The organism is Pseudomonas tensinigenes, from assembly GCF_014268445.2.
GTDB classification, from domain to species: Bacteria; Pseudomonadota; Gammaproteobacteria; order Pseudomonadales; family Pseudomonadaceae; genus Aquipseudomonas; species Aquipseudomonas tensinigenes.
Genome location: NZ_CP077089.1, coordinates 800,598 through 826,313 on the forward strand (window position 1 = coordinate 800,598; position 25,716 = coordinate 826,313).

The 25,716-nt window shown below is 60.7% G+C and carries 21 protein-coding genes; 15 read left to right on the top strand and 6 right to left on the bottom strand.

The window, feature by feature from the left end; all coding sequences use genetic code 11:
* The first annotated feature begins 54 nt into the window (after positions 1 to 54).
* Both thiC and cytX read left to right on the top strand, forming a co-directional pair.
* Complete coding sequence (thiC, locus tag HU718_RS03485; protein WP_186612922.1) at positions 55 to 1,944, top strand: phosphomethylpyrimidine synthase ThiC; 1,890 nt, start codon at positions 55 to 57, stop codon at positions 1,942 to 1,944.
* Positions 1,945 to 2,048: 104 nt separating this feature from the next.
* Complete coding sequence (gene cytX / locus HU718_RS03490) at positions 2,049 to 3,341, top strand: putative hydroxymethylpyrimidine transporter CytX (protein ID WP_007915751.1); 1,293 nt, start codon at positions 2,049 to 2,051, stop codon at positions 3,339 to 3,341.
* On the opposite strand, the gene HU718_RS03495 is transcribed toward cytX, so the two are convergent.
* A complete protein-coding gene (locus HU718_RS03495; protein WP_186612920.1) occupies positions 3,310 to 4,056 on the bottom strand; it encodes an RsiV family protein in 747 nt (248 codons plus the stop codon). The genes cytX and HU718_RS03495 overlap by 32 nt on opposite strands.
* 228 nt (positions 4,057 to 4,284) lie before the next feature.
* Between HU718_RS03495 and HU718_RS03500 the strand changes: the two genes are divergently transcribed.
* From HU718_RS03500 to HU718_RS03540, 9 genes are all read left to right on the top strand, one after another.
* Positions 4,285 to 4,902 (top strand): NUDIX domain-containing protein, encoded by a 618-nt coding sequence (locus tag HU718_RS03500; RefSeq protein WP_095120652.1) that lies wholly within the window; start codon positions 4,285 to 4,287, stop codon positions 4,900 to 4,902.
* Positions 4,893 to 5,345 (top strand): DUF1249 domain-containing protein, encoded by a 453-nt coding sequence (locus HU718_RS03505; RefSeq protein WP_034151669.1) that lies wholly within the window; start codon positions 4,893 to 4,895, stop codon positions 5,343 to 5,345. The genes HU718_RS03500 and HU718_RS03505 overlap by 10 nt, the downstream gene beginning before the upstream one ends.
* 99 nt (positions 5,346 to 5,444) lie before the next feature.
* The gene (cpdA, locus tag HU718_RS03510; protein WP_186612918.1) at positions 5,445 to 6,260 is read left to right on the top strand and encodes a 3',5'-cyclic-AMP phosphodiesterase; all 816 of its coding nucleotides are present in this window, start codon (positions 5,445 to 5,447) and stop codon (positions 6,258 to 6,260) included.
* 288 nt (positions 6,261 to 6,548) lie between these two features.
* Positions 6,549 to 7,157 (top strand): YqiA/YcfP family alpha/beta fold hydrolase, encoded by a 609-nt coding sequence (locus tag HU718_RS03515; protein WP_102899459.1) that lies wholly within the window; start codon positions 6,549 to 6,551, stop codon positions 7,155 to 7,157.
* A gap of 41 nt (positions 7,158 to 7,198) precedes the next feature.
* Positions 7,199 to 9,106 (top strand): DNA topoisomerase IV subunit B, encoded by a 1,908-nt coding sequence (gene parE, locus HU718_RS03520; protein WP_103304642.1) that lies wholly within the window; start codon positions 7,199 to 7,201, stop codon positions 9,104 to 9,106.
* Positions 9,106 to 10,095 (top strand): esterase-like activity of phytase family protein, encoded by a 990-nt coding sequence (locus HU718_RS03525; RefSeq protein WP_150707151.1) that lies wholly within the window; start codon positions 9,106 to 9,108, stop codon positions 10,093 to 10,095. The genes parE and HU718_RS03525 overlap by 1 nt, the downstream gene beginning before the upstream one ends.
* Complete coding sequence (locus HU718_RS03530) at positions 10,092 to 10,616, top strand: retropepsin-like aspartic protease family protein (RefSeq protein WP_053116749.1); 525 nt, start codon at positions 10,092 to 10,094, stop codon at positions 10,614 to 10,616. The genes HU718_RS03525 and HU718_RS03530 overlap by 4 nt, the downstream gene beginning before the upstream one ends.
* A 7-nt stretch (positions 10,617 to 10,623) precedes the next feature.
* Positions 10,624 to 12,888, top strand: a complete 2,265-nt coding sequence (gene parC / locus HU718_RS03535) for a DNA topoisomerase IV subunit A (protein ID WP_150707152.1) — start codon at positions 10,624 to 10,626, stop codon at positions 12,886 to 12,888.
* Positions 12,889 to 13,065: 177 nt separating this feature from the next.
* The gene (locus tag HU718_RS03540; protein ID WP_007915780.1) at positions 13,066 to 13,776 is read left to right on the top strand and encodes a PqiC family protein; all 711 of its coding nucleotides are present in this window, start codon (positions 13,066 to 13,068) and stop codon (positions 13,774 to 13,776) included.
* 536 nt (positions 13,777 to 14,312) lie between these two features.
* On the opposite strand, the gene HU718_RS03545 is transcribed toward HU718_RS03540, so the two are convergent.
* Entirely contained in the window at positions 14,313 to 15,818 is a 1,506-nt protein-coding gene (locus tag HU718_RS03545; RefSeq protein ID WP_007915782.1) for an AhpA/YtjB family protein, read from the bottom strand.
* A 134-nt stretch (positions 15,819 to 15,952) separates the two neighbouring features.
* Between HU718_RS03545 and serB the strand changes: the two genes are divergently transcribed.
* Positions 15,953 to 17,167, top strand: coding sequence for a phosphoserine phosphatase SerB (gene serB, locus HU718_RS03550; RefSeq protein WP_008079219.1), 1,215 nt, complete (start codon positions 15,953 to 15,955; stop codon positions 17,165 to 17,167).
* 118 nt (positions 17,168 to 17,285) lie between these two features.
* Here the strand turns inward: serB and HU718_RS03555 are convergent, their stop codons facing one another.
* The 4 genes from HU718_RS03555 to HU718_RS03570 all read right to left on the bottom strand — a co-directional run bounded on the left by HU718_RS03555 (position 17,286) and on the right by HU718_RS03570 (position 22,383).
* Positions 17,286 to 19,040, bottom strand: coding sequence for a cyclic-di-GMP receptor FimW-related protein (locus HU718_RS03555; protein ID WP_150707153.1), 1,755 nt, complete (start codon positions 19,038 to 19,040; stop codon positions 17,286 to 17,288).
* Positions 19,041 to 19,107: 67 nt separating this feature from the next.
* Positions 19,108 to 19,968, bottom strand: coding sequence for an archaetidylserine decarboxylase (gene asd / locus HU718_RS03560; protein ID WP_095113488.1), 861 nt, complete (start codon positions 19,966 to 19,968; stop codon positions 19,108 to 19,110).
* A 9-nt stretch (positions 19,969 to 19,977) separates the two neighbouring features.
* Positions 19,978 to 20,802: a thiosulfate sulfurtransferase gene (rhdA, locus tag HU718_RS03565; RefSeq protein ID WP_095120643.1), complete on the bottom strand. Its 825-nt coding sequence runs from the start codon at positions 20,800 to 20,802 to the stop codon at positions 19,978 to 19,980.
* Between the two features lie 42 nt (positions 20,803 to 20,844).
* Entirely contained in the window at positions 20,845 to 22,383 is a 1,539-nt protein-coding gene (locus tag HU718_RS03570) for an HDOD domain-containing protein (protein ID WP_186612916.1), read from the bottom strand.
* Between the two features lie 166 nt (positions 22,384 to 22,549).
* On the opposite strand from HU718_RS03570, the gene motA reads away from it, so the two are divergent.
* From motA to HU718_RS03585, 3 genes are all read left to right on the top strand, one after another.
* Positions 22,550 to 23,401 carry a flagellar motor stator protein MotA gene (gene motA, locus HU718_RS03575; protein ID WP_007915795.1) on the top strand — a complete coding sequence of 284 codons (852 nt, stop codon included), beginning with the start codon at positions 22,550 to 22,552 and terminating at the stop codon, positions 23,399 to 23,401.
* Positions 23,402 to 23,404: 3 nt separating this feature from the next.
* The gene (motB, locus tag HU718_RS03580; RefSeq protein ID WP_150707155.1) at positions 23,405 to 24,481 is read left to right on the top strand and encodes a flagellar motor protein MotB; all 1,077 of its coding nucleotides are present in this window, start codon (positions 23,405 to 23,407) and stop codon (positions 24,479 to 24,481) included.
* 91 nt (positions 24,482 to 24,572) lie between these two features.
* Positions 24,573 to 25,706: a sterol desaturase family protein gene (locus tag HU718_RS03585; protein WP_095120640.1), complete on the top strand. Its 1,134-nt coding sequence runs from the start codon at positions 24,573 to 24,575 to the stop codon at positions 25,704 to 25,706.
* Positions 25,707 to 25,716: the final 10 nt, after the last annotated feature.

Consider the following 25,716-nt stretch of genomic DNA (forward strand, 5'->3'; position numbering starts at 1 on the left):
TTTCAGGTTCTGCTCCGACAATCCACTGCCTGGATGCTGTCTGGAGAGCCCGTGATGACTACAAAATCAAAAAACGCGATCAACCTGAGTGACTCGGCCAAGGTCGACGAGCAATCGGTCAAGCCGTTCACCCGTTCGCAAAAAGTCTACGTTCAGGGCTCGCGCCCGGACATCCGCGTGCCGATGCGCGAAATCACCCTCGACGTGACGCCGACCGACTTCGGCGGCGAAATCAACGCGCCGGTCACCGTCTACGACACCTCGGGCCCGTACACCGATCCGAACGTGGTCATCGACGTGCGCAAAGGTCTGGCCGATGTGCGTTCGGCGTGGATCGACGACCGTGGCGACACCGAGCGTCTGGCTGGCCTGAGTTCCAACTTCGGCCGCGAACGCCTCGCCGATCCGGAGCTGACCAAACTGCGCTTTGCCCACGTCAACAACCCGCGCCGCGCCAAGGCTGGCGCCAACGTCACGCAGATGCACTACGCGCGTCAGGGCATCATCACGCCCGAGATGGAATTCGTCGCCATCCGCGAAAACATGAAGCTTGAAGTGGCCCGCGCCGCTGGCCTGCTGGATCAGCAACACCCGGGTCACAGCTTCGGCGCCAGCGTGCCGAAAATCATCACCCCTGAATTTGTCCGTGAAGAGATCGCCCGTGGCCGCGCAATCATTCCGGCCAACATCAACCACACCGAACTGGAACCGATGATCATCGGCCGTAACTTCCTGGTGAAGATCAACGGCAACATCGGCAACAGTGCTCTGGGGTCGTCCATCGAAGAAGAAGTGGCGAAACTGACCTGGGGCATTCGCTGGGGCGCGGACAACATCATGGACTTGTCCACCGGCAAGCACATTCACGAAACCCGCGAGTGGATCATCCGTAACTCGCCAGTGCCGATCGGCACGGTGCCGATCTATCAGGCGCTGGAAAAAGTCGGCGGCGCGGCCGAAGACCTGACCTGGGAGCTGTTCCGCGACACGCTGATCGAGCAGGCCGAGCAGGGCGTCGACTACTTCACTATTCACGCTGGCGTGTTGCTGCGCTACGTGCCGCTGACCGCCAAACGCGTGACCGGTATCGTTTCCCGTGGCGGCTCGATCATGGCCAAGTGGTGCCTGGCGCATCACAAGGAAAACTTCGCCTACACGCATTTCGAAGAAATCTGCGAAATCATGAAAGCCTATGACGTCAGCTTCTCGCTGGGCGATGGCTTGCGTCCGGGGTCGATTGCCGACGCCAACGATGCCGCCCAGTTCGGCGAACTGGAAACCCTCGGCGAACTGACCAAGATCGCCTGGAAGCACGACGTGCAAACCATGATCGAAGGCCCGGGTCACGTGCCGATGCAGTTGATCAAAGAGAACATGGACAAGCAGCTGGAGTGCTGCGACGAGGCGCCGTTCTACACCCTCGGCCCGCTGACCACCGACATCGCGCCGGGCTATGACCACATCACCTCGGGTATCGGGGCGGCGATGATCGGCTGGTTCGGTTGCGCGATGCTCTGCTACGTGACGCCGAAGGAACATTTGGGTCTGCCGAACAAGGATGACGTGAAGACCGGAATCATCACTTACAAGATCGCCGCCCACGCAGCGGACTTGGCCAAAGGACATCCGGGTGCACAGATTCGCGACAACGCCTTGAGCAAGGCGCGTTTCGAATTCCGTTGGGAAGACCAGTTCAACCTTGGTCTGGACCCGGACACCGCCCGTTCGTATCACGATGAAACCCTGCCGAAGGATTCGGCCAAGGTCGCGCACTTCTGTTCGATGTGCGGACCGAAATTCTGCTCGATGAAGATCACTCAGGAAGTCCGCGAGTACGCGGCCAACCAGCGGATCGACGCGGTCGACGTGGATGTCGCCCAAGGCCTGGCGGAACAGGCCGAGCGGTTCAAGAAGGAAGGCAGTCAGCTTTATAAAAAAGTGTAAGCGGCAAGCTGCAAGCTGCAAGATAAAAGCAGATGCGAAACCTGCTTTTTCTTGCAGCTTGTGGCTTGCAACTTGTAGCTATCACTCCTGTGAGATCAGCACCCTTGAGCATTCAACCCAGCACCTATTCTCCCGACCTCGCCGTACCCGCCGACAAGCGTGTATTTGGCGGTCGCGATCTGTTTTCCCTGTGGTTCTCCCTCGGCATCGGCCTGATGGTTTTGCAGACCGGTGCATTGCTCGCACCTGGCCTCGGCCTGTCCGGTTCGCTGCTGGCGATTTTCCTCGGCACGCTGGTCGGCGTACTGCTGCTGGCCGCTGTCGGCGTGATCGGCAGCGACACCGGCCTGTCATCGATGGCCGCGCTGAAACTGAGCCTCGGCAGCAAAGGCGCGAGCCTGCCGGCGCTGCTCAATTTGCTGCAACTGATCGGTTGGGGCTCGTTCGAAATCATCGTCATGCGCGACGCCGCCAGCCTGCTCGGCACCCGCGCGTTCAGTGAAGGTTCGCTGTGGTCGAACCCGGTGTTGTGGACGCTGTTTTTTGGCGCTCTGGCGACGCTGCTCGCGGTCAGCGGGCCGTTGACCTTCGTCCGGCAGATCCTGCGCAAGTGGGGCATCTGGTTGCTGTTGGCGGCGTGCCTGTGGCTGACCTGGAACCTGTTTGCCAAAGCCGATCTGGCCGATCTCTGGTCGCGCGCCGGTGACGGTTCGATGCCGTTTGCCGTGGGCTTCGACATCGCTATTGCGATGCCACTTTCGTGGTTGCCGCTGATCGCCGACTACTCGCGTTTCGGCAAGCGGGCGAAGAATGTTTTCGGCGGTACTGCGGTCGGCTTCTTCATTGGCAACTTCTGGCTGATGAGCCTCGGCGTCGCCTACACCCTGGCCTTCGCGCCAAGCGGTGAAGTCAACGCGCTGCTGCTGGCTTTGGCCGGTGCCGGTCTGGGCATTCCGCTGCTGCTGATTCTGCTCGATGAGTCGGAAAACGCCTTCGCCGATATTCACTCGGCAGCGGTTTCCAGCGGGATTCTGTTGCGCCTGAAAGTCGAGCATCTGGCCTTGGCCATCGGCGTGATCTGCACGCTGATCGCCCTGCTGGCGCCGTTGGCGCAGTACCAGAATTTCCTGCTGCTGATCGGTTCGGTGTTTGCGCCGCTGTTCGGCGTGGTGCTGGTCGATCACTTCATTCTGCGCAAGCGCAGCGCTCAGGTCGCTTCGGCCGCATTGCGCTGGCCGGCGTTGTTGGCGTGGCTGGGTGGCGTGAGCACCTACCACTTGCTGGCGAATCTGTATCCGGATGTCGGCGCAACCCTGCCGGCGCTGGTGCTGGCAGGGCTGTTGCAACTAGTGCTGGGCCGGGCCTTCAGTTACGGCCGGGAAACAGCTCAGGCTTGAGAATGCCGTTCAGACGCGGATAAGGAATCTTCAGTTCGACGTGGCCCAGCGCGTAAGGCGCAATGGTGCTCACGTCGTACTTGAGGATCACGCCGCCATAGGTCAGCGCCACGTTCGGGGTTTTCACGAACGGCCAGTTCGCCACGAACTCTGGCTCCTGATCGAGCTTGGTGCTGATCAACCAGCTGTTGTGCGCCACCTGCGCCGCCTTCCAGAATGCCTCTTCCTGACCCGGCATGAGCATGTCGGACAGGTTCAGCACTTTGTGCTGCTGGCGCGAATAGTTGATGAAGCCGCGACCCGGTGTGCCATGCGCGCCGCCGGTGTCGAGGTAGCTCGACACCTCGATGATCACCAAGCCGTCATGCTGCTCGCGTACTTTCGCTTGCAGGTAGCTGCTGTTGCGCGGGCCGGCACTGGCCAGGAACTGATCGCGATAGGCTGCCAGGGTTGGCGCTACCGGGGCGTTTTTCTCGGTGCGGGTCATTTGCAGCAGACGTTTTTCGATGATGCCGTCCAGCGCAGGTTCGGCCGGGAAGCGCAGGGTGTCGATGTTCACCAGCGGGCAATCAGGGTTGGAACATCCAGGCTTAAGCTGTTCCGACGCATCGCGGGTGGTTTCCAGCGGTGTGCGGTAGTTGGGCTGGAACAGGCTGGCGCACGCGCCCAGAGTCAGGGCAATGGCGGCCACGGAGGCAATTTTGAAAAGCGACATGGGCGTCCTTTCGAAAGCAGGGGAAGGCAAAAAGATATCCGCTTCGACTCTCGCAGAAGCAGTCAGTTCGCCACTAAGCTAATTAGAGTGGGTTTCGCCTCCACCGTCCATCCCGCTGACGGTAAAGGGGCTGCATCAAACCGTTCGGGCGCGTTAGGATGGCGCGAAGTCGAGGTTGCCAGTCACACAAAGCAACCTGGTAATGGATCTGCAGTAAAGAGGATGCTCATGACTGATTTTGCCAACGCCATTCCGACCGCCGTCGATATCGTGCGGCGCGAAAAATGCTACGAGGGCTTTTACAAGCTCGACCGTGTCCACCTGCGCCATGAATTGTTCGCCGGTGGCATGAGCCGCGAAATCAACCGTGAAATCTTTGTCCGCCACGATGCCGTGTGCATGCTGCCGTACGATCCGCAGCGCGATGAAGTGGTGCTGATCGAGCAGTTCCGCATCGGCGCCATGGGCAAGACCGACAATCCGTGGCTGGTCGAACTGGTCGCTGGTCTGATCGACAAGGATGAACAGCCGGAAGAAGTTGCTCACCGCGAGGCGCAGGAGGAAGCTGGGTTGGACATCATGGCCTTGTGGCCGATGACCAAATATTTCCCGTCGCCGGGCGGCAGCAACGAGTTCGTGCATTTGTACTTGGGGCGTTGCAGCACCGACGGCGTTGGCGGCCTGCATGGCCTGGAAGAAGAGGCAGAAGATATCCGCGTCACGGTCTGGGCCTTTGAAGATGCCTTGCAGGCCGTCCGTGACGGACGCATTGCCAACGCGGCGAGCATCATCGCTTTGCAGTGGCTGGCGCTGAACCGCGCCGAAGTGAGGGGGTTATGGTCGTAAACAAGTTGCGCGATCGCTATCGGGTTGACCTCGTGGGGCTGCAAGCCGCCTGCGAGGCCAACTACGCGCGTCTGATGCGACTGGTCCCGGACATGCGCAACGAGCCTGAGGCGCGGCGTATCGCCGTGACCCAGGGCGAGCAGATGCTCGGCGTGCTGGCCCTCGAAGTGTTGCAAACCTGTCCATACACCACCACGTTGCAAGTGCGTCAGGAGCACAGCCTGCCGTGGCTGCCGGTGCCGCAACTGGAAGTGCAGGTCTATCACGACGCGCGCATGGCCGAAGTGGTCAGTGCCGAACATGCACGACGCTTTCGCGGCATCTATCCTTATCCGAACGCGGCGATGCATCAGCCGGATGAAAAGGCCCAGCTCAATCTGTTCCTGGGGGAATGGCTGAGTCATTGTCTGGCGTTGGGGCACGAGTACGAAGTCGTACGCTAGTTGTGAACTGCGTCCGGTTCGGCGGTTTCCTCTTTCACTGATCCCCCAGCATAATTGCGGCACTTGATCGATTCCGTGCTTTTGCCTTGGGAGAACGCCTTGCCGAGCGTATCCACGTTGACCACCGCCGATCCGGCGTTGTTGGTGCAGTTGTCCGACAGCCATTTGTTTGCTGAAGCGAACGGCACGCTGTTGGGCATGAACACCCGCGAGAGCCTGCAAAAGGTCATCGAGCTGGTGCTGGGGCAGCAGCCGCAGATCGACCTGATTCTGGCCACCGGCGATATCTCGCAGGACGGCACGCTGGCGTCGTATCAGCAGTTTCGCCAGATGAGCGCGCAGATCGACGCTCCGGCGCGGTGGATTCCCGGTAATCACGACGAACCGATGATCATGGCAGAGGCGGCGGTGCAGAGCGCGTTGCTGGAATCGGTAGTCGATATCGGTAACTGGCGGGTGACGATGCTGGATTCGGCGGTGCCGGGTTCGGTGCCGGGGTATCTGCAGGACGATCAACTGCAACTGCTGGCCCGTTCGCTGAGCGAAGCGCCGGAGCGCCATCATCTGGTGTGCTTTCATCATCATCCGGTGTCGATCGGTTGTGCGTGGATGGAGCCGATCGGTTTGCGCAATCCCGAGGCGTTTTTCGAGGTGTTGGATCGCTTTCCACAAGCGCGCGCGGTGTTGTGGGGGCATGTGCATCAGGAGATTGATCGCCAGCGCAATGGCGTGCGCTTGATGGCTTCGCCGTCGACGTGCATTCAGTTCGAGCCGGGGAGTGAGGATTTCAAGGTGGGGGAGCAGGCGCCGGGGTATCGCTGGTTGCGGTTGTTGCCGGATGGGCGACTTGAAACCGGGGTTGAGCGTGTGACTGGGTTCGACTTTACGGTCGATTACGGGTCTGACGGTTACTGATCAGATCACAAGCCCCTCACCCCAGCCCTCTCCCAGAGGGAGAGGGGGCCGACCGAGGTGTCTTTCGCTATCCATCGACCTGAAGCAGCGTTGTCGATTATGGATTCACAGCACAGCGTTCAGGTCGATGTAGTTCGCAAATATCCCCCATTTGGTCCCCTCTCCCTCCGGGAGAGGGCTAGGGTGAGGGCAGCTCGTGATGTCACACCAAATTATCGAAACCACCCCCAATCCAATCTTCTCTCCCTGTAAACTCCGCAAACCCAAACCGACACCCAGGGAGCTCAAATGTCCGGTTCGATCCTCTATATCCACGGTTTCAACAGCGCCCCGGCCTCGAAAAAGGCCTGTCAGCTGGTCTCCGTGATGGAGCAGCTGGGTTTGAGCGACAAATTGCGAGTTCCGGCCCTGCATCACCATCCGCGCGAAGCCATCGGTCAGTTGGAGCAAGCGATTGCCGAACTGGACCGGCCGCTGCTGGTGGGAAGCTCACTCGGCGGCTACTATGCGACTCACTTGGCCGAGCGCCATGGCCTGAAAGCCCTGCTGGTGAACCCGGCGGTCAGCCCGCACCGGATGTTCGACGGATATCTGGGCACGCAGAAAAACCTGTATACCGATGAAACCTGGGAATTGACCCACGACCACGTCACCGCTCTGGCCGAACTGGAAGTGCCGGCGCCTCAGGATGCGCAGCGCTATCAGGTCTGGTTGCAGACCGGCGATGAAACACTGGATTATCGCCTCGCCCAGCAGTATTACCGGGCCTGTGCCTTGCGTATTCAGGCCGGCGGCGACCACGGTTTTCAGGGTTTTGCCGGGCAATTGCCGGCGTTGCTGAGTTTTGCCGGCATTGGCGCCGATGTGTATCAGGCAATCGATTTCACCGCACTGTGAAGTCTTGCCCCTATTTCATGAATGACTGACGACGAGACCCTATGGCCACTCCCAGCGCTAGCTCTTATAACGCCGACGCCATCGAAGTCCTCTCGGGCCTCGACCCGGTGCGCAAACGCCCCGGCATGTACACCGACACCAGTCGGCCGAACCACCTCGCCCAGGAAGTCATCGACAACAGTGTCGACGAAGCCCTGGCCGGTCACGCCAAATCGGTGCAGGTCATCCTCCACGCCGACCATTCGCTGGAAGTCAGCGATGACGGCCGTGGCATGCCGGTCGACATCCACCCGGAAGAGGGCGTGTCGGGCGTCGAACTGATCCTCACCAAGCTCCATGCGGGCGGCAAGTTCTCCAACAAGAACTACCAGTTCTCCGGCGGTTTGCACGGCGTGGGTATTTCCGTGGTCAACGCCTTGTCGACCGAAGTGCGCGTACGCGTGAAGCGTGACGGCAACGAATACCAGATGACCTTCAACGACGGCTTCAAAGCCTCGGAACTGGAAATCGTTGGCACCGTCGGCAAGCGCAACACCGGCACCAGCGTGTACTTCGCGCCGGACCCGAAATACTTCGACTCACCAAAATTTTCCATCAGCCGCCTCAAGCACGTGCTCAAGGCCAAGGCCGTTTTGTGCCCGGGGCTGCTGGTCAGCTTTGAAGACAAAGGTACCGGCGAGAAAGTCGAGTGGCATTACGAAGACGGCCTGCGCTCCTATCTGGTCGATGCCGTCAGCGAATTCGAACGCCTGCCGAACGAGCCGTTCTGCGGCGCTTTCGCCGGTAACAAAGAAGCGGTCGACTGGGCGCTGCTGTGGCTGCCGGAAGGTGGCGACGCGGTACAGGAAAGCTACGTCAACCTGATCCCGACGGCGCAGGGCGGTACCCACGTCAACGGTTTGCGTCAGGGTTTGCTCGACGCCATGCGCGAGTTCTGCGAATTCCGCAGTCTGCTGCCGCGCGGCGTGAAGCTGGCGCCGGAAGACGTCTGGGAGCGCATCGCGTTCGTCCTGTCGATGAAAATGCAGGAGCCGCAATTCTCCGGCCAGACCAAAGAGCGACTGTCGTCCCGTGAAGCGGCGGCGTTTGTCTCCGGTGTGGTCAAGGACGCCTTCAGCCTGTGGCTCAACGCCAACCCGGAAACCGGTCTGGCGCTGGCCGAGTTGGCGATCAACAACGCCGGCCGTCGTCTCAAGGCGAGCAAGAAAGTCGAGCGCAAACGCGTTACTCAGGGCCCGGCGTTGCCGGGCAAACTGGCTGACTGCGCCGGGCAGGACCCGATGCGTTCCGAGCTGTTCCTGGTCGAAGGTGATTCCGCTGGTGGTTCCGCCAAACAAGCACGGGACAAGGAATTCCAGGCGATCCTGCCGTTGCGCGGCAAGATCCTCAACACCTGGGAAGTCGACGGCAGCGAAGTGCTCGCCAGTCAGGAAGTGCACAACATCGCCGTGGCCATCGGTGTCGATCCGGGCGCGGCGGACATGAGCCAGCTGCGCTACGGCAAGATCTGCATTCTCGCCGACGCCGACTCCGACGGCCTGCACATCGCGACGCTGCTCTGCGCGTTGTTCGTCCAGCATTTCCGCCCGCTGGTGGATGCCGGTCACGTCTATGTGGCGATGCCGCCGTTGTACCGCATCGATTTGGGCAAAGAGATCTACTACGCTCTCGACGAAGCCGAGCGCGACGGCATTCTCGACCGTCTGGTCGCCGAGAAGAAGCGCGGCAAACCGCAGGTCACCCGATTCAAAGGTCTGGGTGAAATGAACCCGCCGCAGCTGCGTGAAACCACCATGGACCCGAATACTCGGCGTCTGGTGCAACTGACGCTGGGCGAGGACTTCGCCGAAACTTCGGAAATGATGGACATGCTGCTGGCGAAGAAACGCGCCGGTGACCGCAAGACCTGGCTCGAATCCAAAGGCAACCTCGCCGAGGTGCTGGCCTGATGCGGTTTGGCTGGGCCTTGGCGGGTGCGTTGCTGCTGAGTGCAATGAATGTGTCGGCCGAGCCGTTGCAGGAGTTGCGCGTGCTCTCCGGGCACCCGGTCGAAGGCATGCGCGGCGGTAACCTGTCGGGGCTGGCCATGTGTGGCGGCGAGTTGTGGACGGTGTCGGACCGCGATGACGATCAGATCTATCGGCTCAATACTGCCGATCAGGTCTGGCAGGCCGAAGCCTTGCACATCGACGTCCCCCTGGTGCCTGAGACCGGTTTGCCGTGGGGGTTGCGCTCGCGCAATTGGGCCGCGTCGTTCGTGCGCGGTGGCGATCTGGATTTCGAAGGCATCAGCTGCGACAGCGCCGGCAATCGCTACATTGTCAGCGAGGGCCACGCGGCGGTCTTGCAGGTGCCCGTCAGCGGCCCGGTCAACTGGCTGAAGATCTCGCCGATGATGGTTCGCGAAGCGCGGGCCAGCGGCATGCTCCTGCATTTCAATGCGATCTTCGAAGGCCTGGCGATCAGCCCGGCGGGTGATCAGATGTGGCTGGCCGCCGAGCGGCAAAGCCGTGGCTTGCTGCTGATCAAGCGCCAGCAGACGGTGTGGGATTGCGACGGTCGTTGCGTGCTGCTCAGCGAGGGCGGCAAGGAAATGCAGCCGCCGCAGTTCCCCAAGGCCAGAGCGGTCAACCGGGATTTTTCCGACCTTTCGTTGTTTAACGGCAAATTGTTTACCCTTGAGCGCAACGCCTTCCAGATCTGTCGGCGCGATGCGCAGACCGCCAAGGTCGAGCGTTGCTGGTCGTACGCTGCTGAACTGTTGCAGGCCAACCGCCGTTACTCGCAGAACTTCGGGTTGGAAGAGGCGCTGATCGTTGACGCTGATGGTGCATGGGTCGGCGTCGACAATAATTTCGGCCCGCGGGCCGACGGTGAGGTTCGGCCGATCGTCTGGCGCTTCGCCGCACCTGACGGTGGCTGGAGCGCCAAGCCATGAGCCAGCAACCGCCGGGCAAGCGCGCCGGTCGGGTGCTGATGATTCTGGCATGGTGCGCGGCACTGTTTCTGGCGACGCGGTTCTTTGGCCAGTGGGAGCAACGCCAGCAGAATCCGAACGTGGTAGTCAGTTCGGAGCAGGGTGAAGGGTTTATCGAGGTGAAACTGGCCGGCAATGCCCAAGGGCATTTTGTCGCCAGTGGTCAGATCAACGGTGAGCCGGTGGAGTTCATGCTCGACACCGGCGCGACCGATGTGGCGATCCCGGCGGATCTGGCCAAGCGTTTGAAACTGGAAGAAGGTTTCGGAGTGACCCTGAGCACGGCTAACGGCCTGAGCCAGGGCTATCGGACCAAAATTGCCCGCCTGCAACTGGGCGACATTGTGCTGCGGGATGTTCGCGCACTGGTGGCGCCGGGGCTGCATGGCGATCAGGTGCTGCTCGGCATGAGCGCCCTGAACAAACTTGAATTTACTCAGCGCGGTGGCACCATGCTGCTGCGCCAGACAACGAACCGATGAGGCCTGCATGAGCAACCCCCTTGATCTCAGCCTGGACGGTGTAGAACGCCGCTCGTTGGCCGACTTCACCGAAAGTGCCTACCTCAACTACTCCATGTACGTGATCATGGACCGTGCCTTGCCGCATATCGGCGACGGCCTGAAACCAGTGCAGCGGCGTATCGTCTACGCCATGAGCGAGTTGGGCCTGGACGCCGATTCCAAGCACAAGAAATCGGCGCGTACCGTCGGTGACGTGCTCGGCAAGTTCCACCCGCACGGCGACTCGGCGTGCTACGAAGCGATGGTGCTGATGGCCCAGCCATTCAGCTATCGCTACACGCTGGTCGACGGCCAGGGTAACTGGGGTGCGCCGGATGATCCGAAGTCCTTCGCCGCCATGCGTTACACCGAAGCACGCTTGTCGCGTTATTCCGAAGTGCTGCTCAGCGAACTGGGCCAAGGCACTGCCGACTGGGGCCCGAACTTCGACGGCACCCTGCAGGAGCCGCTGGTGCTGCCGGCGCGCCTGCCGAACATTCTGCTCAACGGCACCACCGGTATCGCCGTGGGCATGGCCACCGATGTGCCGCCGCACAACCTGCGCGAAGTCGCCACCGCTTGCGTGCGCTTGCTCGATGAGCCGAAAGCCACGGTCGAACAGCTCTGCGAACACATTCAGGGCCCGGACTATCCGACCGAAGCGGAAATCATCACGCCGCGCGCCGACCTGCTGAAAATGTACGAAACCGGCAAGGGCTCGGTGCGCATGCGCGCCGTGTACCACGTCGAAGACGGCGACATCATCGTCACCGCGCTGCCGCACCAGGTCTCTGGTGCCAAGGTGCTGGAACAGATCGCCGCGCTGATGCAGGCGAAACCGTCAAAAGCCCCGCAGATCGCTGACCTGCGCGACGAATCCGACCACGAAAACCCGTGCCGCATCGTGATCATTCCGGTCAACAGCCGCGTCGATCACGAAGCGCTGATGCAGCACCTGTTCGCCAGCACCGAGCTGGAGTCGACCTACCGGGTCAACGTCAACATCATCGGTCTGGACGGCAAGCCGCAGCTGAAAAACCTCCGCGCCTTGCTGGTCGAATGGCTGGAATTCCGCGTACTGACCGTGCGTCGCCGCCTGCAATTCCGCCTCGACAAGGTCGAGCGTCGCCTGCACCTGTTGGACGGTTTGTTGATCGCTTACCTCAATCTGGATGAAGTGATCCACATCATCCGTACCGAGGAACACCCGAAAGCCAAGCTGATCGAGCGTTTCGCCCTCAGCGAGATTCAGGCCGACTACATCCTCGACACCCGTCTGCGTCAGTTGGCGCGACTGGAAGAGATGAAGCTGCGCGACGAGCAGGACGAACTGCTCAAGGAACAAGCCAAGCTGCAAGCGCTGCTGGGCAGCGAAGCCAAGTTGAAAAAACTGGTGCGCACCGAGCTGATCAAGGACGCCGAAACCTATGGCGACGATCGTCGTTCGCCAATCGTTGAGCGTACCGAAGCCAAAGCGTTGACCGAACACGATCTGCTGCCGAACGAGAAAGTCACCGTCGTGCTGTCAGAAAAAGGCTGGATCCGTTCCGCCAAAGGGCATGACATCGACGCTACCGGCCTGTCGTACAAGGCCGGCGATGGCTTCAAAACCTCGGCGGCGGGGCGCTCCAACCAGTCTGCCGTGGTGATCGACTCCACCGGCCGCAGCTATTCTGTTGCCGCGCATACGCTGCCGTCGGCGCGTGGCCAGGGCGAGCCGTTGACCGGTCGTCTGACGCCGCCACCGGGCGCTTCGTTTGAATGCGTGCTGATGCCGGAAGACGACGCGTTGTACGTGATCGCTTCCGACGCCGGTTACGGCTTCGTGGTCAAAGGCGAAGACCTGCAAGCCAAGAACAAGGCCGGTAAAGCCCTGTTGAGCCTGCCGAACAACGCCAAAGTGATCGCGCCGCGCCCGGTTGCCGATCGTGAGCAGAACTGGCTGGCCTCGGTCACGACCGAAGGTCGCCTGCTGATCTTCAAAATCAGCGATCTGCCACAATTAGGGAAGGGCAAAGGCAACAAGATCATCGGTATTTCCGGTGAGCGTGTGGCCAGTCGCGAAGAATATGTCACGGACATCGCCGTACTTCCGGAAGGTGCCACTTTGGTGCTGCAGGCCGGAAAACGGACCCTGTCGCTGAAGGCCGACGACCTCGAACACTACAAGGGTGAACGTGGGCGTCGCGGGAATAAGCTCCCGAGGGGCTTCCAGCGGGTCGATGCGCTGCTCGTCGAAAACCTCAATTAGGCGTCCTAGAGAGCTCGATCTACGATTTAACGCGTAGATCGACGCTTTGGCGCTGGAGTCGGAACGCATATTCACGGATGATATGGCCTTTCCAAGCGCCGGCGTGGCCGAGCGTTCTTCATATTTATTGAGTATTTTCACTGTGGTCAGCCTTGTGGCGGCCACCTGGACGGGATGATGACTGCTCTGCGCCCCCTTATTTTCCTGCTCGCCGGCGTTTTGGGCCTGGCGGGTTGCAGCGTTCACCAGCCGGTGTCGCTGTATCAACTGGACAGCGGAAGTCCGGTTCAGCCTGCGCAAAGCGCAGGCATGGCGGTTTTGTTGGGTCCGGTAGTCGTAGCTGATTACCTGCAACGTGAGACCTTGCTGCAACGTCAACCGGACGGCAGTCTGCAAGCGGCGACCGACGGTCGTTGGGCTGGCAGCCTTTCGTCGGATATCGATCAGTTGCTGATGCGTCAGGTTGCTGGCCATCTGGACAGCCAGCGAGTGGTGCTGGCACCGGCCACTACGGGGTTCACTCCGGATGTGCAGGTGTTGCTGACCATCACGCGTCTGGACTCCGGTCAGAAACAACCGGCGATCCTCGATGCGCAATGGCGTCTGATCGACCGTCGTGGTCAAGTGCGCGATAACCGCATCGTGCATCTGCAAGAGCTGCATGCTGGTAGTACGGCTTCGCAGGTGCAGGCGCAGGGCATTTTGCTGCAGCGTCTGGCCGAGCAATTGTCGGTGGCGCTGAAACCGTTGGCCAATCAGCCACCGGTGGCCGAAGCGCCGCGTAAATCGGCACCGAAACCGGCCGCGCCGGCGGCGGAGGCCGAGAAGCAGCCGAAGATTCCGATGGCCTCGCCGATTCGGACTGACATGGAAGTGTTCCGCTTCTAAGCTGGATCGAGTCAGAACAGAGCCCGCCTTGTGCGGGCTTTGTTGTGTTTGGGGTTCTGCGTGAACGATCAAAAGCCCCTCACCCTAACCCTCTCCCGGAGGGAGAGGGGACTGACCGAGGTGTCTGGCGCTATACATCGACCTGAAAGAGCCTGGCGATTATGGATTCGGTAGAGCAGGAGCGACCGAGGTGTCTGCGTCATGCTTCGACCTGAAAGAGCTTGGCGATTATGGATCGGTAGAGCAGGGGCCGACCGAGGGGGCTGGCGCTATACATCGACCTGAAAGATCCTGGCGATTGTGGATTCGGCGGAGCAGGGGCGGACCGAGGTGTCTGGCGTCATACGTCGACTCTGAAAGAGTTTGGCGATTCTGGATTCACAGCAGGGCGCTCAAGTCGGTGTAGCTCTCCAATATCCCCCAATCAGTCCCCTCTCCCTCGGGGAGAGGGCTAGGGTGAGGGGCTCTTCAGTCACCCACAAAAAAGCCCGCAGACAATCGCTTGTCTGCGGGCTTCTTCACATCAGGCCTAAGGCTTAAGCCCGACGCTCATGCATCCGCGCCAGTTGCCGCTCGAGCATCGATGGATAAGGCTCCATCAACCGCTCCACGCAGCAAGCCCCCTCAGGGCTGGCGATCGGGCGGATCCGCGCACGCTGGCGGATCAGCGCGTCATCACTGATCTTGCGCTCAACCAGCAGCAGGTTGCGGCTGTGTTGCGACAAGGCCAGCGCGTCCTGGGCCGAATCGGTCAGCAGCAAATCAATCTGGCTCAACCCGAACAGCTCGTCACCCAAGGTCAGGCCCAATTGCAGTTGCAGGGTGATGCCGCTGTCCGCGACTTCAATCTGCAACTGATGACCCAGCGCCCGCAGCAGTTCGCCGCAGCAGATCGCATTGGTCAGGTAATCGTCGCCGCTGTCTTCGGTGTGGAACAGCATCAGCGTGCTGCCGTCGTTCAGGGTTTCGATTTCACCCTGATACAGCGAAGCAGCCTGATCGAGGCAGTCACGATAACGCTCCTGCAACTCCTCCAGACGTGCACGTGGCAAGCGGCGCAGTTGCTCCTGTGAACCCAGTTGCACGGCCAGCACGGCGGTGTGCTGCGGCACGCTTGGCGACGGCTGACGAACGACGGGTTGCGGCGCGCCATTGAGCGACTCGTCGCGCAGGTCGGCGAACGCGTCATCGTCATCATCGTCTTCGACGGTGCTGACCAGATGTCGCGGCGCCGGCTTCTGCGCGGCCATCGGACGGGTTTCGTCGAAACTCGGATCACGCAAGTTGCGCACCTCGAACTCCGGCTCGTCTTCTTCGTCCTCGAATTCAGGCTCCGGTTCAGGTGCAGGCTCCGGCGCGTAATTGGCGTGCAACTGACGCGCCAGATCGCCGATTTCATCCTGACGATCGATGCCCGGCGTGTGTTCGTCGATGCGGCGCAACCAGACGCGCAATTGCAGCAGCGGCGTCGACAGATAACGCCCCATGCGCAGGCTCAGGGCCAGCGACAGCGCCAACAGGATTCCGCTGAGAATGCCCATGCTTTGCAGGCTGATGGTCATCGGCTGCTGGAACTGATCCATGTCCAGGCTGATGCGCAATTGCCCGGCGGTCACGTCCTGGAAGGTGATCTTGCTCTCGTACATGCCTTCGGCTTCGCCCAGCAGGCTGTGCTTGGGACGCTGACCGGACTCGGCGAGGATGCGGTTATCCACGCTGTAGATCGCCGCGTGGGCCACCAGTTTGTTCTTGGTCAGGTTGTTGAGCAGCACATTGAGGCTGAGGATGTCATTGGACACCAACAGCTCGGTGGCAGAGGTCGCGGTCTGCGTGGTCAGGCTTTCGCCCAGCGCATCGGCCTGCTGGTGCATGGCCTGCTTGAATTGCAAACCCATCACGCCGGCATAGATCACCAGGGCCAGAGCGACCAGGATCACGTTATGGCTGGCAATGCGCAATGCAATCGGTACACGGCGGTGGCGCAGTGCACGGAAGATCAGCAGGAAGAAGTTATCGGTTTTAACTGGCGTGGGCCGGTTCACTGAGCTCGGCTCTTTTGTCCGTGAAGTTGACGCGCAGTATAGCGACAGGCCCTAGACCGGCAAAGCGCTCGCGGTGCCCGATGGTCACTGAAAGTGGGTAGAATGCGGTTTTTTTCCAGTTGCGGGGGTGCGCGTTGCGCGAAATCGTCCTGATTAACATCACGGGAGTCGACCGTCCGGGTCTGACGGCAGCCATTACCGGTGTTCTGGCACAGGGTGGTGTGAACATTCTCGACATCGGTCAGGCGGTGATCCACGACACCCTGTCGTTCGGCATCCTGGTTGAAATTCCCGATTCGGAGCAGGGTAAATCCGTGCTCAAGGACATTCTGTTCAAGGGCTACGAGCTCGACCAGCAGGTGCGCTTCACCCCGGTGTCCGAAGAGGATTACCAGCAATGGGTGGGCAATCAGGGTAAAAAACGCCACATCGTTACCCTGCTGACCCGCAAAGTAACCGCCGGTCAATTGCAGGCGGTCAGTTCGATCACGGCTAAATACGGTTTGAATATCGATCACATCGACCGTCTGTCGGGTCGTATGCCGCTGGACACGCCGGCCGACAAAGGTAAGGGCTGTATCGAGTTTTCCGTGCGTGGCGAAGCGGCTGATCCGCAGGCGCTGCGTGCCGAATTCCTCAGCGTCGCTCAGGAACTGAACGTCGACATCGCCTTCCAGGAAGATTCGCTGTTCCGGCGCAACCGTCGTCTGGCGGTGTTCGACATGGACTCGACACTGATTGAAGCTGAAGTCATCGACGAACTGGCCAAGGCTGCCGGCGTGGGCGAGCAGGTGTCCGAAATCACTGAGCGGGCGATGGCCGGCGAACTGGATTTCCGCGCCAGCTTCAAAGAGCGTCTGGCCTTGCTCAAAGGCCTCGACGTCAGCGTTCTGGATTCGATCGGCGCTTCGCTGCGTCTGACCGAGGGCGCGGAAACGCTGTTCGCCGAACTCAAGCGTCTGGGCTACAAGACCGCGATCCTGTCCGGCGGCTTCACCTATTTCGCCAAGCAGTTGCAGGCCAAACTCGGCATCGACTATGTGTTCGCCAACGAACTGGAAGTGGTCGACGGCAAGTGCACCGGCGTGGCGATCGAGCCGATTGTCGATGCGCAGCGCAAGGCTGATCTGTTGAAAGAGCTGGCGCACAAAGAAGGTTTGCGTCTGGAGCAGACCATCGCGGTCGGCGACGGCGCGAATGACCTGCCAATGCTGGCGATTGCCGGTTTGGGCGTGGCGTTCCGCGCCAAGCCGTTGGTGAAACAGTCGGCGAAGCAGGCGATTTCCACCCTAGGGCTGGATGGTGTGTTGTATCTGCTGGGCTTCCGCGATCGTGATGGGCAGCTCTGAGATCTCTATCGCCTGACTTGGCCTCTTCGCGAGCAGGCTCGCTCCCACAGTTGAAATGCATCCAATGTGGGAGCGAGCCTGCTCGCGAAGATAGCGCCGCCGATCCATCGGCGGGCACTTAAAGCGATTTCCACAACGAATCGAAATCCTCCTCACTCCCGCCATTTTTCGCGGCCTCCAGCGAGCGATAGGCAAACTGATTGAAACTGTGCGTACTTGCCACCCGCCGATCCAGCCCGGCGCGGTGTTCTTCGCCTTGGGTATTGATCATCACCTTGCTGCCTTCCTGAAACGGCAAACGCGGTGCCAGCAAGGTCGCGGGCAGATCGATCGCGCTGATCTCCGGTAACAATAATCCGCGCAAATACTGACTGTGATCGTCCCGCGAGCGCACCAGTTGCAGTCCACAAGGCTGTGCATGCGGGGCCACCAGTTCAATGCCCATTTGCGTGCCGCCACCGCGCACCTGACGGATCCAGCGGATCACTGCAATGCTCCAGCCCAGACTGACACTGTCGTGTATTCCGAGCATTTCTCCGGCCTGCAGTTCGGCGGGCACTTCCTCTGGCCATGCCAGGCAATAACCGCCGGGGCTGTGGTTGATCACCGGCAGGGCATGGGTCGGGTAATGGGGTGTGCTGTCGGTGCCGCTTTCGTCCTCGACCAAATGGTCGTACTGGATTTCCTCGTAGGGCAAAAACTGCTCGGCATTACTTTGCGGTGCTGCGTCGAAGGCCTGACTCCAACTGTCCTTTTCACTTTTGGCGACGGTACTGCTGAAATTCGCCGAGCGCCCCCCGGGAAGCTTGAGCAGTTCGCTGAAACTGCGCTCGCCGCCGAGGTAGAAGTGCAGGGCGCTCATGCCCACGCACACGGTCAGATGGCCTTGGCCAACGGTGCGCTGAAAACTGCGTTCAGCCGCTTGCCCCCAGCTGGCGTGCAGGTGTTGCAAGGTATCGAAGCTCAGCCCGGCCGGGACGGGCAGCGGCGTCGAAGTGTCCTGATGCAGCAAATGCGCTTCGATGGCATTCACCAGCGGCTGCGGATCGAAACCGAGCAATCCGCGTTGTTGCTCGCTGCGAAACATGCTGCGGTAGCGTGGGCCGGCATCCAGTTCTGCACTGATCGCCAGCAGGCCGGCGTCCGGGCTTGCGGGATGCAGCTTGAGCCGCGCGCTCCACGGCTCTAACACGTCGGCCAGCCGCGCGATCTGGTTTTGTCGCAACTGATTGCAACGAGCGCTGCCCAGTAAGAGAGCGGCGATGTAGGTCTGCTCCAGGCTCAGCTCTGTCGTGAGGCTGGCCAAGTCGTCATGCACGGCGCGGTGTTGCAGTTGCAGTTCAGCGGCGCTGCGATACAGCTGATGCAGTTCGAACCAGACATGTTCCGGCGGCGAGCTATACAGCTGCGTGGCACGCAGCAGTTGGCCTTTGAGTGCATGGGCTGCTCGCTGCAGAGCCATACTGACCAATGCTGCGCGGTCCTTGCGGTACTTTGGCGCAATTCGCAGCACGATCTGTTTGTAGCCGATGGCCAGATGGCTTTGCAGGGCCTGACAGAGATTGCTGATCTTGCGCGACCGCTCGTCGAGCATGATTGCCTGATGCAGGAAATGCCGCTCCAGATGCAGGCAGACGAAATACACCTCGGGCCGCAGCAGCTCCAGCAGATTGAGGCGATTGTCGCTGGGTGTGAGCAATTGGTTGAGTTCACCCAAGGCTTGATACAACTGGCGGGCGGTTTCGCCGATGTTGGCTTTGGGCAGGTCGGCGATCCAGCGCTTGAGGTCGCGCGGAGTCGCTTCGCAAAACGACAGGCGCGTTTGCGACGGGGTTGGCGCGTGAAGGGGCGGCAGGGCGTTGGTCTGGCTCATGCCAAAAACCATAGCAGCAAATAACGCAATCTGCGGGAGCGCCTGAGGCGACTCCCGCAACGGTCAATCAGGCTTTTGGCAGCGCCAGGCCTTGGCCCATCTGCACTGGCGAACCCGCCGCCAGCTCTTCAGCCCATTTCACCTGATCCGGGCCGAACAGCACGATCGCCGTCGAACCCAGCTTGAAGCGACCCAGTTCGGCACCTTTTTCCAGATGGATCGGCGCGCGGGCGGCTTCATCGTAGCGGAAGGTTTTCAGTTCGCGCTTCGGCGGGGTGACCAGACCGGCCCACACGGTTTCGATCGAAGCGACGATCATTGCGCCAACCAGCACCACGGCCATCGGCCCGCGCTCGGTGTCGAAGATGCACGCTACACGCTCGTTACGAGCGAACAGTTCGGGGACGTTTTCGGCGGTGGTCTGATTCACCGAGAAGATCCGGCCCGGAATGTAGACCATTTCGCGCAGGGTGCCGGCCAGCGGCATGTGCACGCGGTGGTAGTCCTTGGGCGACAGGTAAATGGTGGCAAAGTCGCCGCCCATGAACGGCGCCGCATTGGCCGCATCACCGCCGAGCAGTTCCAGCACGCTGAAGCTGTGGCCCTTGGCCTGGAACACGCGACCGTGCTCGATCGGGCCGAGCTGGCTGACCGCACCGTCGGCCGGGCTGAGGATCGCGCCCGGGGTTTCGTCCAGTGGACGCGCGCCGTCTTTCAGGGCACGGGTGAAGAAGGCGTTGAAATGCTCGTAAGCGGTCAGGTCTTCGACCAGCGCTTGCGACATGTCCACCTGGTAGCGCTTGGCGAACCATTGGGTGAAGGCATTCTTGAACCAGCGCACGCGGCACTCGGCAATGCAGCCGGCCAGGCGCGACAGCAGGTGATGAGGCAGCAGGTACTGGCTGAGGATAAACAGACGCTCTTTCATTAGTTGTCCTTAAAAACCTTGAATCTCGACAGGCGTGTCAGGGTGGTTGCCCCATTCGCCCCAGGAACCGGCGTAGCCCTTGACCCGCGGATAACCGAGGGACTTGGCCACCAGATAAGTGAAGCCCGACCGGTGATGGGTCTGGCAGTGGGTAATGATTTCTTTGTCCTTGGTGATCCCGAGATCTTCTAGGATCTGCGGCATGTCTGTGCGAATACGCAGCTGACGGGCCTTGTCCATGCCGGCGGTCCATTCGAAATTGACCGCGCCGGGGATGTGCCCGGCCTTGGCGGCCAGGACTTTCTCGCCGGAATACTCCAGCGGCCCGCGCGCATCCCAGATCGCCAGATCGGCAGCACCGAGACGGCTTTGCAAGTATTCGCGCGTGGCAGTCGGCTCGTCGTGCAAAGTCAGCGCAATCGGGCCGCCAACCGCTGGTGGTACCTGGATCGACATCGGCATGCCATCTGCCAGCCACGCCGGCAGACCACCGTCTATATAGTGGTACTTGTCGTGACCGATGACGTCGAGCAGCCAGATGAAGCGCCCGGCCCAGCCGCCACCTTCATCGTCATACACCACGTAGACCGCGTCCTGGCGATGCCCGAGTTCACCGAACAATGCTTCCAGATCGGCTTTGGCCGGCAGCAGGCCCGGCGCCGGCGGCTGGCCGAGCTGGGTGCGCTTCGGGTCGACAAAACGTGCGCCGGGAAGATGACCTTCGGTGTAGCGGGCAGCGCTGGTCAGATCCACCAGAATCAGTTCAGGGGAATCGAGACGCGGGAGCAGGTCGCTCGGCTCGATGACGAGCGGCAAGCCAGAGAAGTCAGACATGTGAGGTCTCCAGAGCACAAAGGGGAGGATTGTAGCGCAGCCTCATCGGCCACGGCTGCTAAAGCTGTGCAGGGCTTTTTCTATGCACTGCGCGGTTTTGCCAAAGGCTTGCACGGTGATGTCGGCGAAGGGTCCGCCGCCCTGATCGGCCACCACAATCATGATGACCCGGCCGTTATTGACCAGAGAGCGCAGGAACAGATGCTCGCCACGAAACAGCGTGCGCAGGCTCGGCGGCAGCAGGGCGGAGAACTGTGCATTGTTGTCCGGGTTGATGCGCACCTGCGCTTGTTGCGCGAGTAAACGTTGCAGCACGCTACTTTGGCTGACGGCAAAAGTCAGTGCAGCGGCTTCTTTCGGCAAACCATAGGTTTGCTGCACACGCAGACTGGATTGGCTGCGGTCTGCCATCAGGATCATCACCCGGCGCATGCCGCTGGCGGCCAAGGCATCGCGCGCCGCGACGGTCAGGCTCATCGCATTGGTGAAGCGGCTCGGTTCTGCCAGCAATTCGGCGCATTGCTTGCGCCATTGGCCCAAGTCCTCAGCTGTCGGCGCGGCGGCGGGCAACAGGCCGGCGGGTAAACGACGGGTGCCCCACGGCCACAACAGCGAAACGGCCGGGTGCCACAGATCGGGCATCGCGTGATAACGCGCGCTGTTGGCGGCTTGTTGGTGCAACTGTTGCTGCACTTCGTCCATCGAGATTTGCAGATAAAGGCTGGTCAGGTACTGCCAGCGTTCGCTGTGCGGACTTTCCCAGGCCTGTTGCGCCGACAGCGCCAGACCGTTGGCCAGCAGTACGCTATTAGCCGGTTGATTAAGCCAGCGGCGCAGCGTCGGGTCATCGTCGAGGCGATTCTGCTGGCGTAGCGGATGCTCGCTGTCGCGGGCGATGCGCAGCACTTTCACCAGTTCGCGCTGTTCACTGAGCAGCAGTTTGTAGCCCTGCTGCACCCAGATCGGCAGATGCCAGGCCTGCACCAGTGCCTCGGCAATTTTCAGCAGGCGCACGCCGAACAATTGCTTTTCGACGGTGCGGGCCGACTCGCCCTTGTGGATAACCCGCAGCTCCCATTCCTCAAGCAGTTGCGGATAAGTCAGCGCCAATGGCCACAGCGGCGACAGAAACAGCAGGCTGCCCCAATGAATGTCCTGCCACAGCCGCGCCAGGCGACTGGCGAAAAAACCGTTGGCCTGTTGCGTTGCGTGCTGGCTGATCATCTGCAACTGGCGCAGGGCCTTGGGGATTTGCATCTGCGGTTCGGCGGGCAGGCGCGCGAGCAATTCTTCGGTGCGGGCAAGGCCCAGACGGTTGATTGCCACCTCGAGATTTTCCGCCGGCGCGGCCATGGTGCCGTGGGTGTGACGATTCGCCTCACGAATGATGCTCAAGGCCAGTGCCGGGCTGTCCTGCATCAGGTCGGCGATGTCACGCAACGAGCTGCGGTTGTCACGGATCGCGCGGCAGACTTTGTCGTGAGCCTCTTGCGGCACGGGCAGTCGCACGCCATCGAGCAACTTTACCCAGCCGTCGAGGGTGGTCGGTTTTGCGTGTGGGACGTTCGTTTCATTAGCCATGTCTGGAGGGGATCTTCACTGACTGTAGACGCGCCCGGCATGGGCTAAATTGGCTTTTCGCCTGAACTGGCTATAGTCTGGCGCAGTTTTGCCGATAAGTAGAAGAAGAGATTTTTTAACTTCCGAATATGACCTTGAACCCGACTTAAATAAGTACTTTCTACCTATGGCTAAAATTATCGGCATCATCGTCGTATTCGCGAGCGTGCTCGGCGGATACGTGCTCTCCCACGGCAAGATTGCCGCCTTGATCCAGCCTTTCGAGGTGTTGATCATCGGTGGTGCTGCACTCGGTGCATTCCTGCAGGCCAACCCCGGCTACATGACGATGCACGTGCTCAAGAAATCCCTGAGCATGTTCAGTTCGCGCTTCAGCCACACGTTCTATCTGGAAGTGCTCGGCCTGATCTACGAGATCCTCAACAAGAGCCGCCGCGAAGGCATGATGGCCATTGAAGGCGACATCGAAGATGCCGCCGCGAGCCCGATTTTCGCCAAGTACCCGGCGGTGCTCAAAGACGAACGCATGACCGCGTTCATCTGCGATTACCTGCGCATCATGTCGTCCGGCAACATGGCCCCGCACGAGCTGGAAGGCTTGTTCGACATGGAGCTGTACAGCCTGAAAGAAGACCTCGAACACCCGTCCCACGCGGTGAACGGCATCGCCGACGCCATGCCCGGTTTCGGTATCGTCGCGGCGGTACTCGGTATCGTGGTGACCATGGCCTCGCTGGGTGAAGGCGATCAGAAGTCCATCGGTCTGCACGTGGGTGCGGCACTGGTCGGTACCTTCTTCGGTATTCTTGCGGCGTACGGTTTCTTCGGTCCGCTGGCGCATTCCCTGGCTCACGATGCCAAGGAAGAACTGAACGTCTATGAAGCCATCAAGGCTTCGTTGGTGGCTTCGGCTTCCGGCATGCCGCCATCGCTGGCAGTCGAGTTTGGTCGCAAGGTGCTGTACCCGGCCCACCGTCCAAGCTTTGCCGAGCTGGAACAAGCCGTTCGCGGTCGCTAAGAAATGGAAAATAATCAGCCGATTATCATCAAGCGCGTCAAGCGCATAGCCGGCGGGCATCACGGCGGGGCGTGGAAAATCGCCTTCGCCGACTTCGCCACGGCGATGATGGCGTTCTTCCTGGTGTTGTGGCTGCTGTCCACCGCCACGCCGGAGCAGAAGATCGCCATCGCCGGTTACTTCAAAGACCCGGTCGGCTTCTCTGAAAGCGGCACGCCGTACATCATCGACCTGGGCGGCACGCCGACCCTGGCGCCGGAAAACACCCTCAACCCTGAGGTGAAGTCGCAGCCGCAACCCGACAAGGTCACGGTCGACACCGAACAGGTTGAAGGCATGGCCGAGCAGGTCGAGAAGGAACGTCTTGAGCTGCTCCTGCAAGAACTGCAGAACAAGGTCGACGAGAACCCGCAACTGCAGAAGTTCAAGGACCAGATCCTCTTCGAGATCACCCCGAACGGCTTGCGCATCCAGATCATGGACGCCGAGAACCGGCCGATGTTCGACTCGGGTTCCGCACGCCTGAAGCCGTACTTCGAAGACATCCTGCTGGCCATGGCTGACACCATCAAAGCGGTGCCGAACAAGATCAGCATCAGCGGCCACACCGACGCCAAGCCGTACACCGGCACCGGTGATTTCGGTAACTGGGAATTGTCGGCCAACCGTGCCAACGCCGCGCGTCGTGCCTTGATCGCCGGCAGCTATCCGGATGCGCAAGTGGCGCGGGTCGTCGGTTATGCCTCGTCGGCGCTGTTCGACAAGGAAAATCCGTTCAACCCGGTCAACCGTCGTATCGATATCGTGGTGCTGACCAAGAAAGCCCAAGCGGCCATCGAAGGTGCGCAAGGTGCAGACGCTGCGAAGCCAGCGGATCAAGGTCAGAACGGCGCCGCTCCAGCGACGCCGGTTGATCCGAACGCACTGCCAGCGGATCAGCAACCGGTGCCTGCACACGAGCTGCGCGAACGCTTGAACCTGTTCGACGACGCTGCGCCGAAACCGCCTGAGCCGGGGAGTGCGGCGCCCGCGCCTGCTGCCCCTCCAGCCACTGTGCCGGCCCCCACGCCGAAACAGTGACCGACAAAAAGCCACGGTTACCGTGGCTTTTTTGTATCTGCCTGCGTCGCAATGACCAGTCGCAGTTTTCGCAATCACGGAAGATCAGTAAATGGAAAGACTCAAAGCCTATTTTCAACGGCATGGCAACGCACCCTTCAAATTTGGCGAGGGGCGGGTCAGTGGCTATATATCAGCCACCCTCGGACTGTTGAGCCTGCTGGCGGTGTTCTGCTTCCTGTTTCCCGAGTGGCTGACCACAGCCGAACTGCGCAAGGTCTATGATGAACAGTTCGCGCGAACCACGCTATTGCTCGGTCTGGTGGTTTCATTCAGCCTCGGCACCCTGAATATCCTGCTCAACAAACGCAAGCGTCTGGGGATTACCGGTCTGGTTGCATCGGGCCTGGCGGTGTTCCTTGGGGGCACCAACGTACAAGTCAGCTCGATCGGGCAGACCCCGTACTCGTTGGGTCTGGACTGGTTCGTGCTGGCGCTGCTGGTATCGGCCATCGTGTTCATTCCTCTGGAGAAGCTCTACTCCAAGGATCCCGAGCAAAACATCCTGCGCCCGCACTGGCGCACCGACCTGACCTACTTCTTCGTCAGCCACATGCTGGTGCAATTCATCCTGATCTTCATCACTGCCTCGTCGAGTTACATCGCCGGTTGGGCGATGTCGCCGAGCGTGCAGACCAGCGTACAAAGCCTGCCGTTGCTGGTGCAGTTCCTGCTCGCAATCCTGGTTGCGGATCTCGGCCAGTATTGGCTGCACCGGCTCTATCACGTGGTGCCATTTCTGTGGCGCCTCCACGCGGTGCATCACTCCAGCACGCACATGGACTGGCTCGCCGGCTCGCGCGTGCACTTCATCGAAATCCTGCTGACCCGCACCGGCGTGCTGGTGCCGTTGATGCTGCTGGGCTTCGCCCCGCAAGCGTTGAATGCCTATGTGATTCTGGTCGGTGTCCAGGCCGTACTGGCCCACGCCAACGTGCGAATCAACGGCGGCTGGCTGAACTACCTGATCGTGCTGCCGCGTTACCACCACTGGCACCACGCCCGGCACAAGGATTACATCTACAAAAACTACGCGATCCACACGCCGCTGGTGGACATGTTGTTCGGCACGTTCAAATTGCCGCCGAAGGAGTGGCCGGTGCGTTACGGCGTGTTCGGCAAAGAATTGCCGGGCGGGATTGTGCGTCAGCATTTATATGCGTTTCGCAAGCCTGAGCCGAAATAGGTTCGGAGGT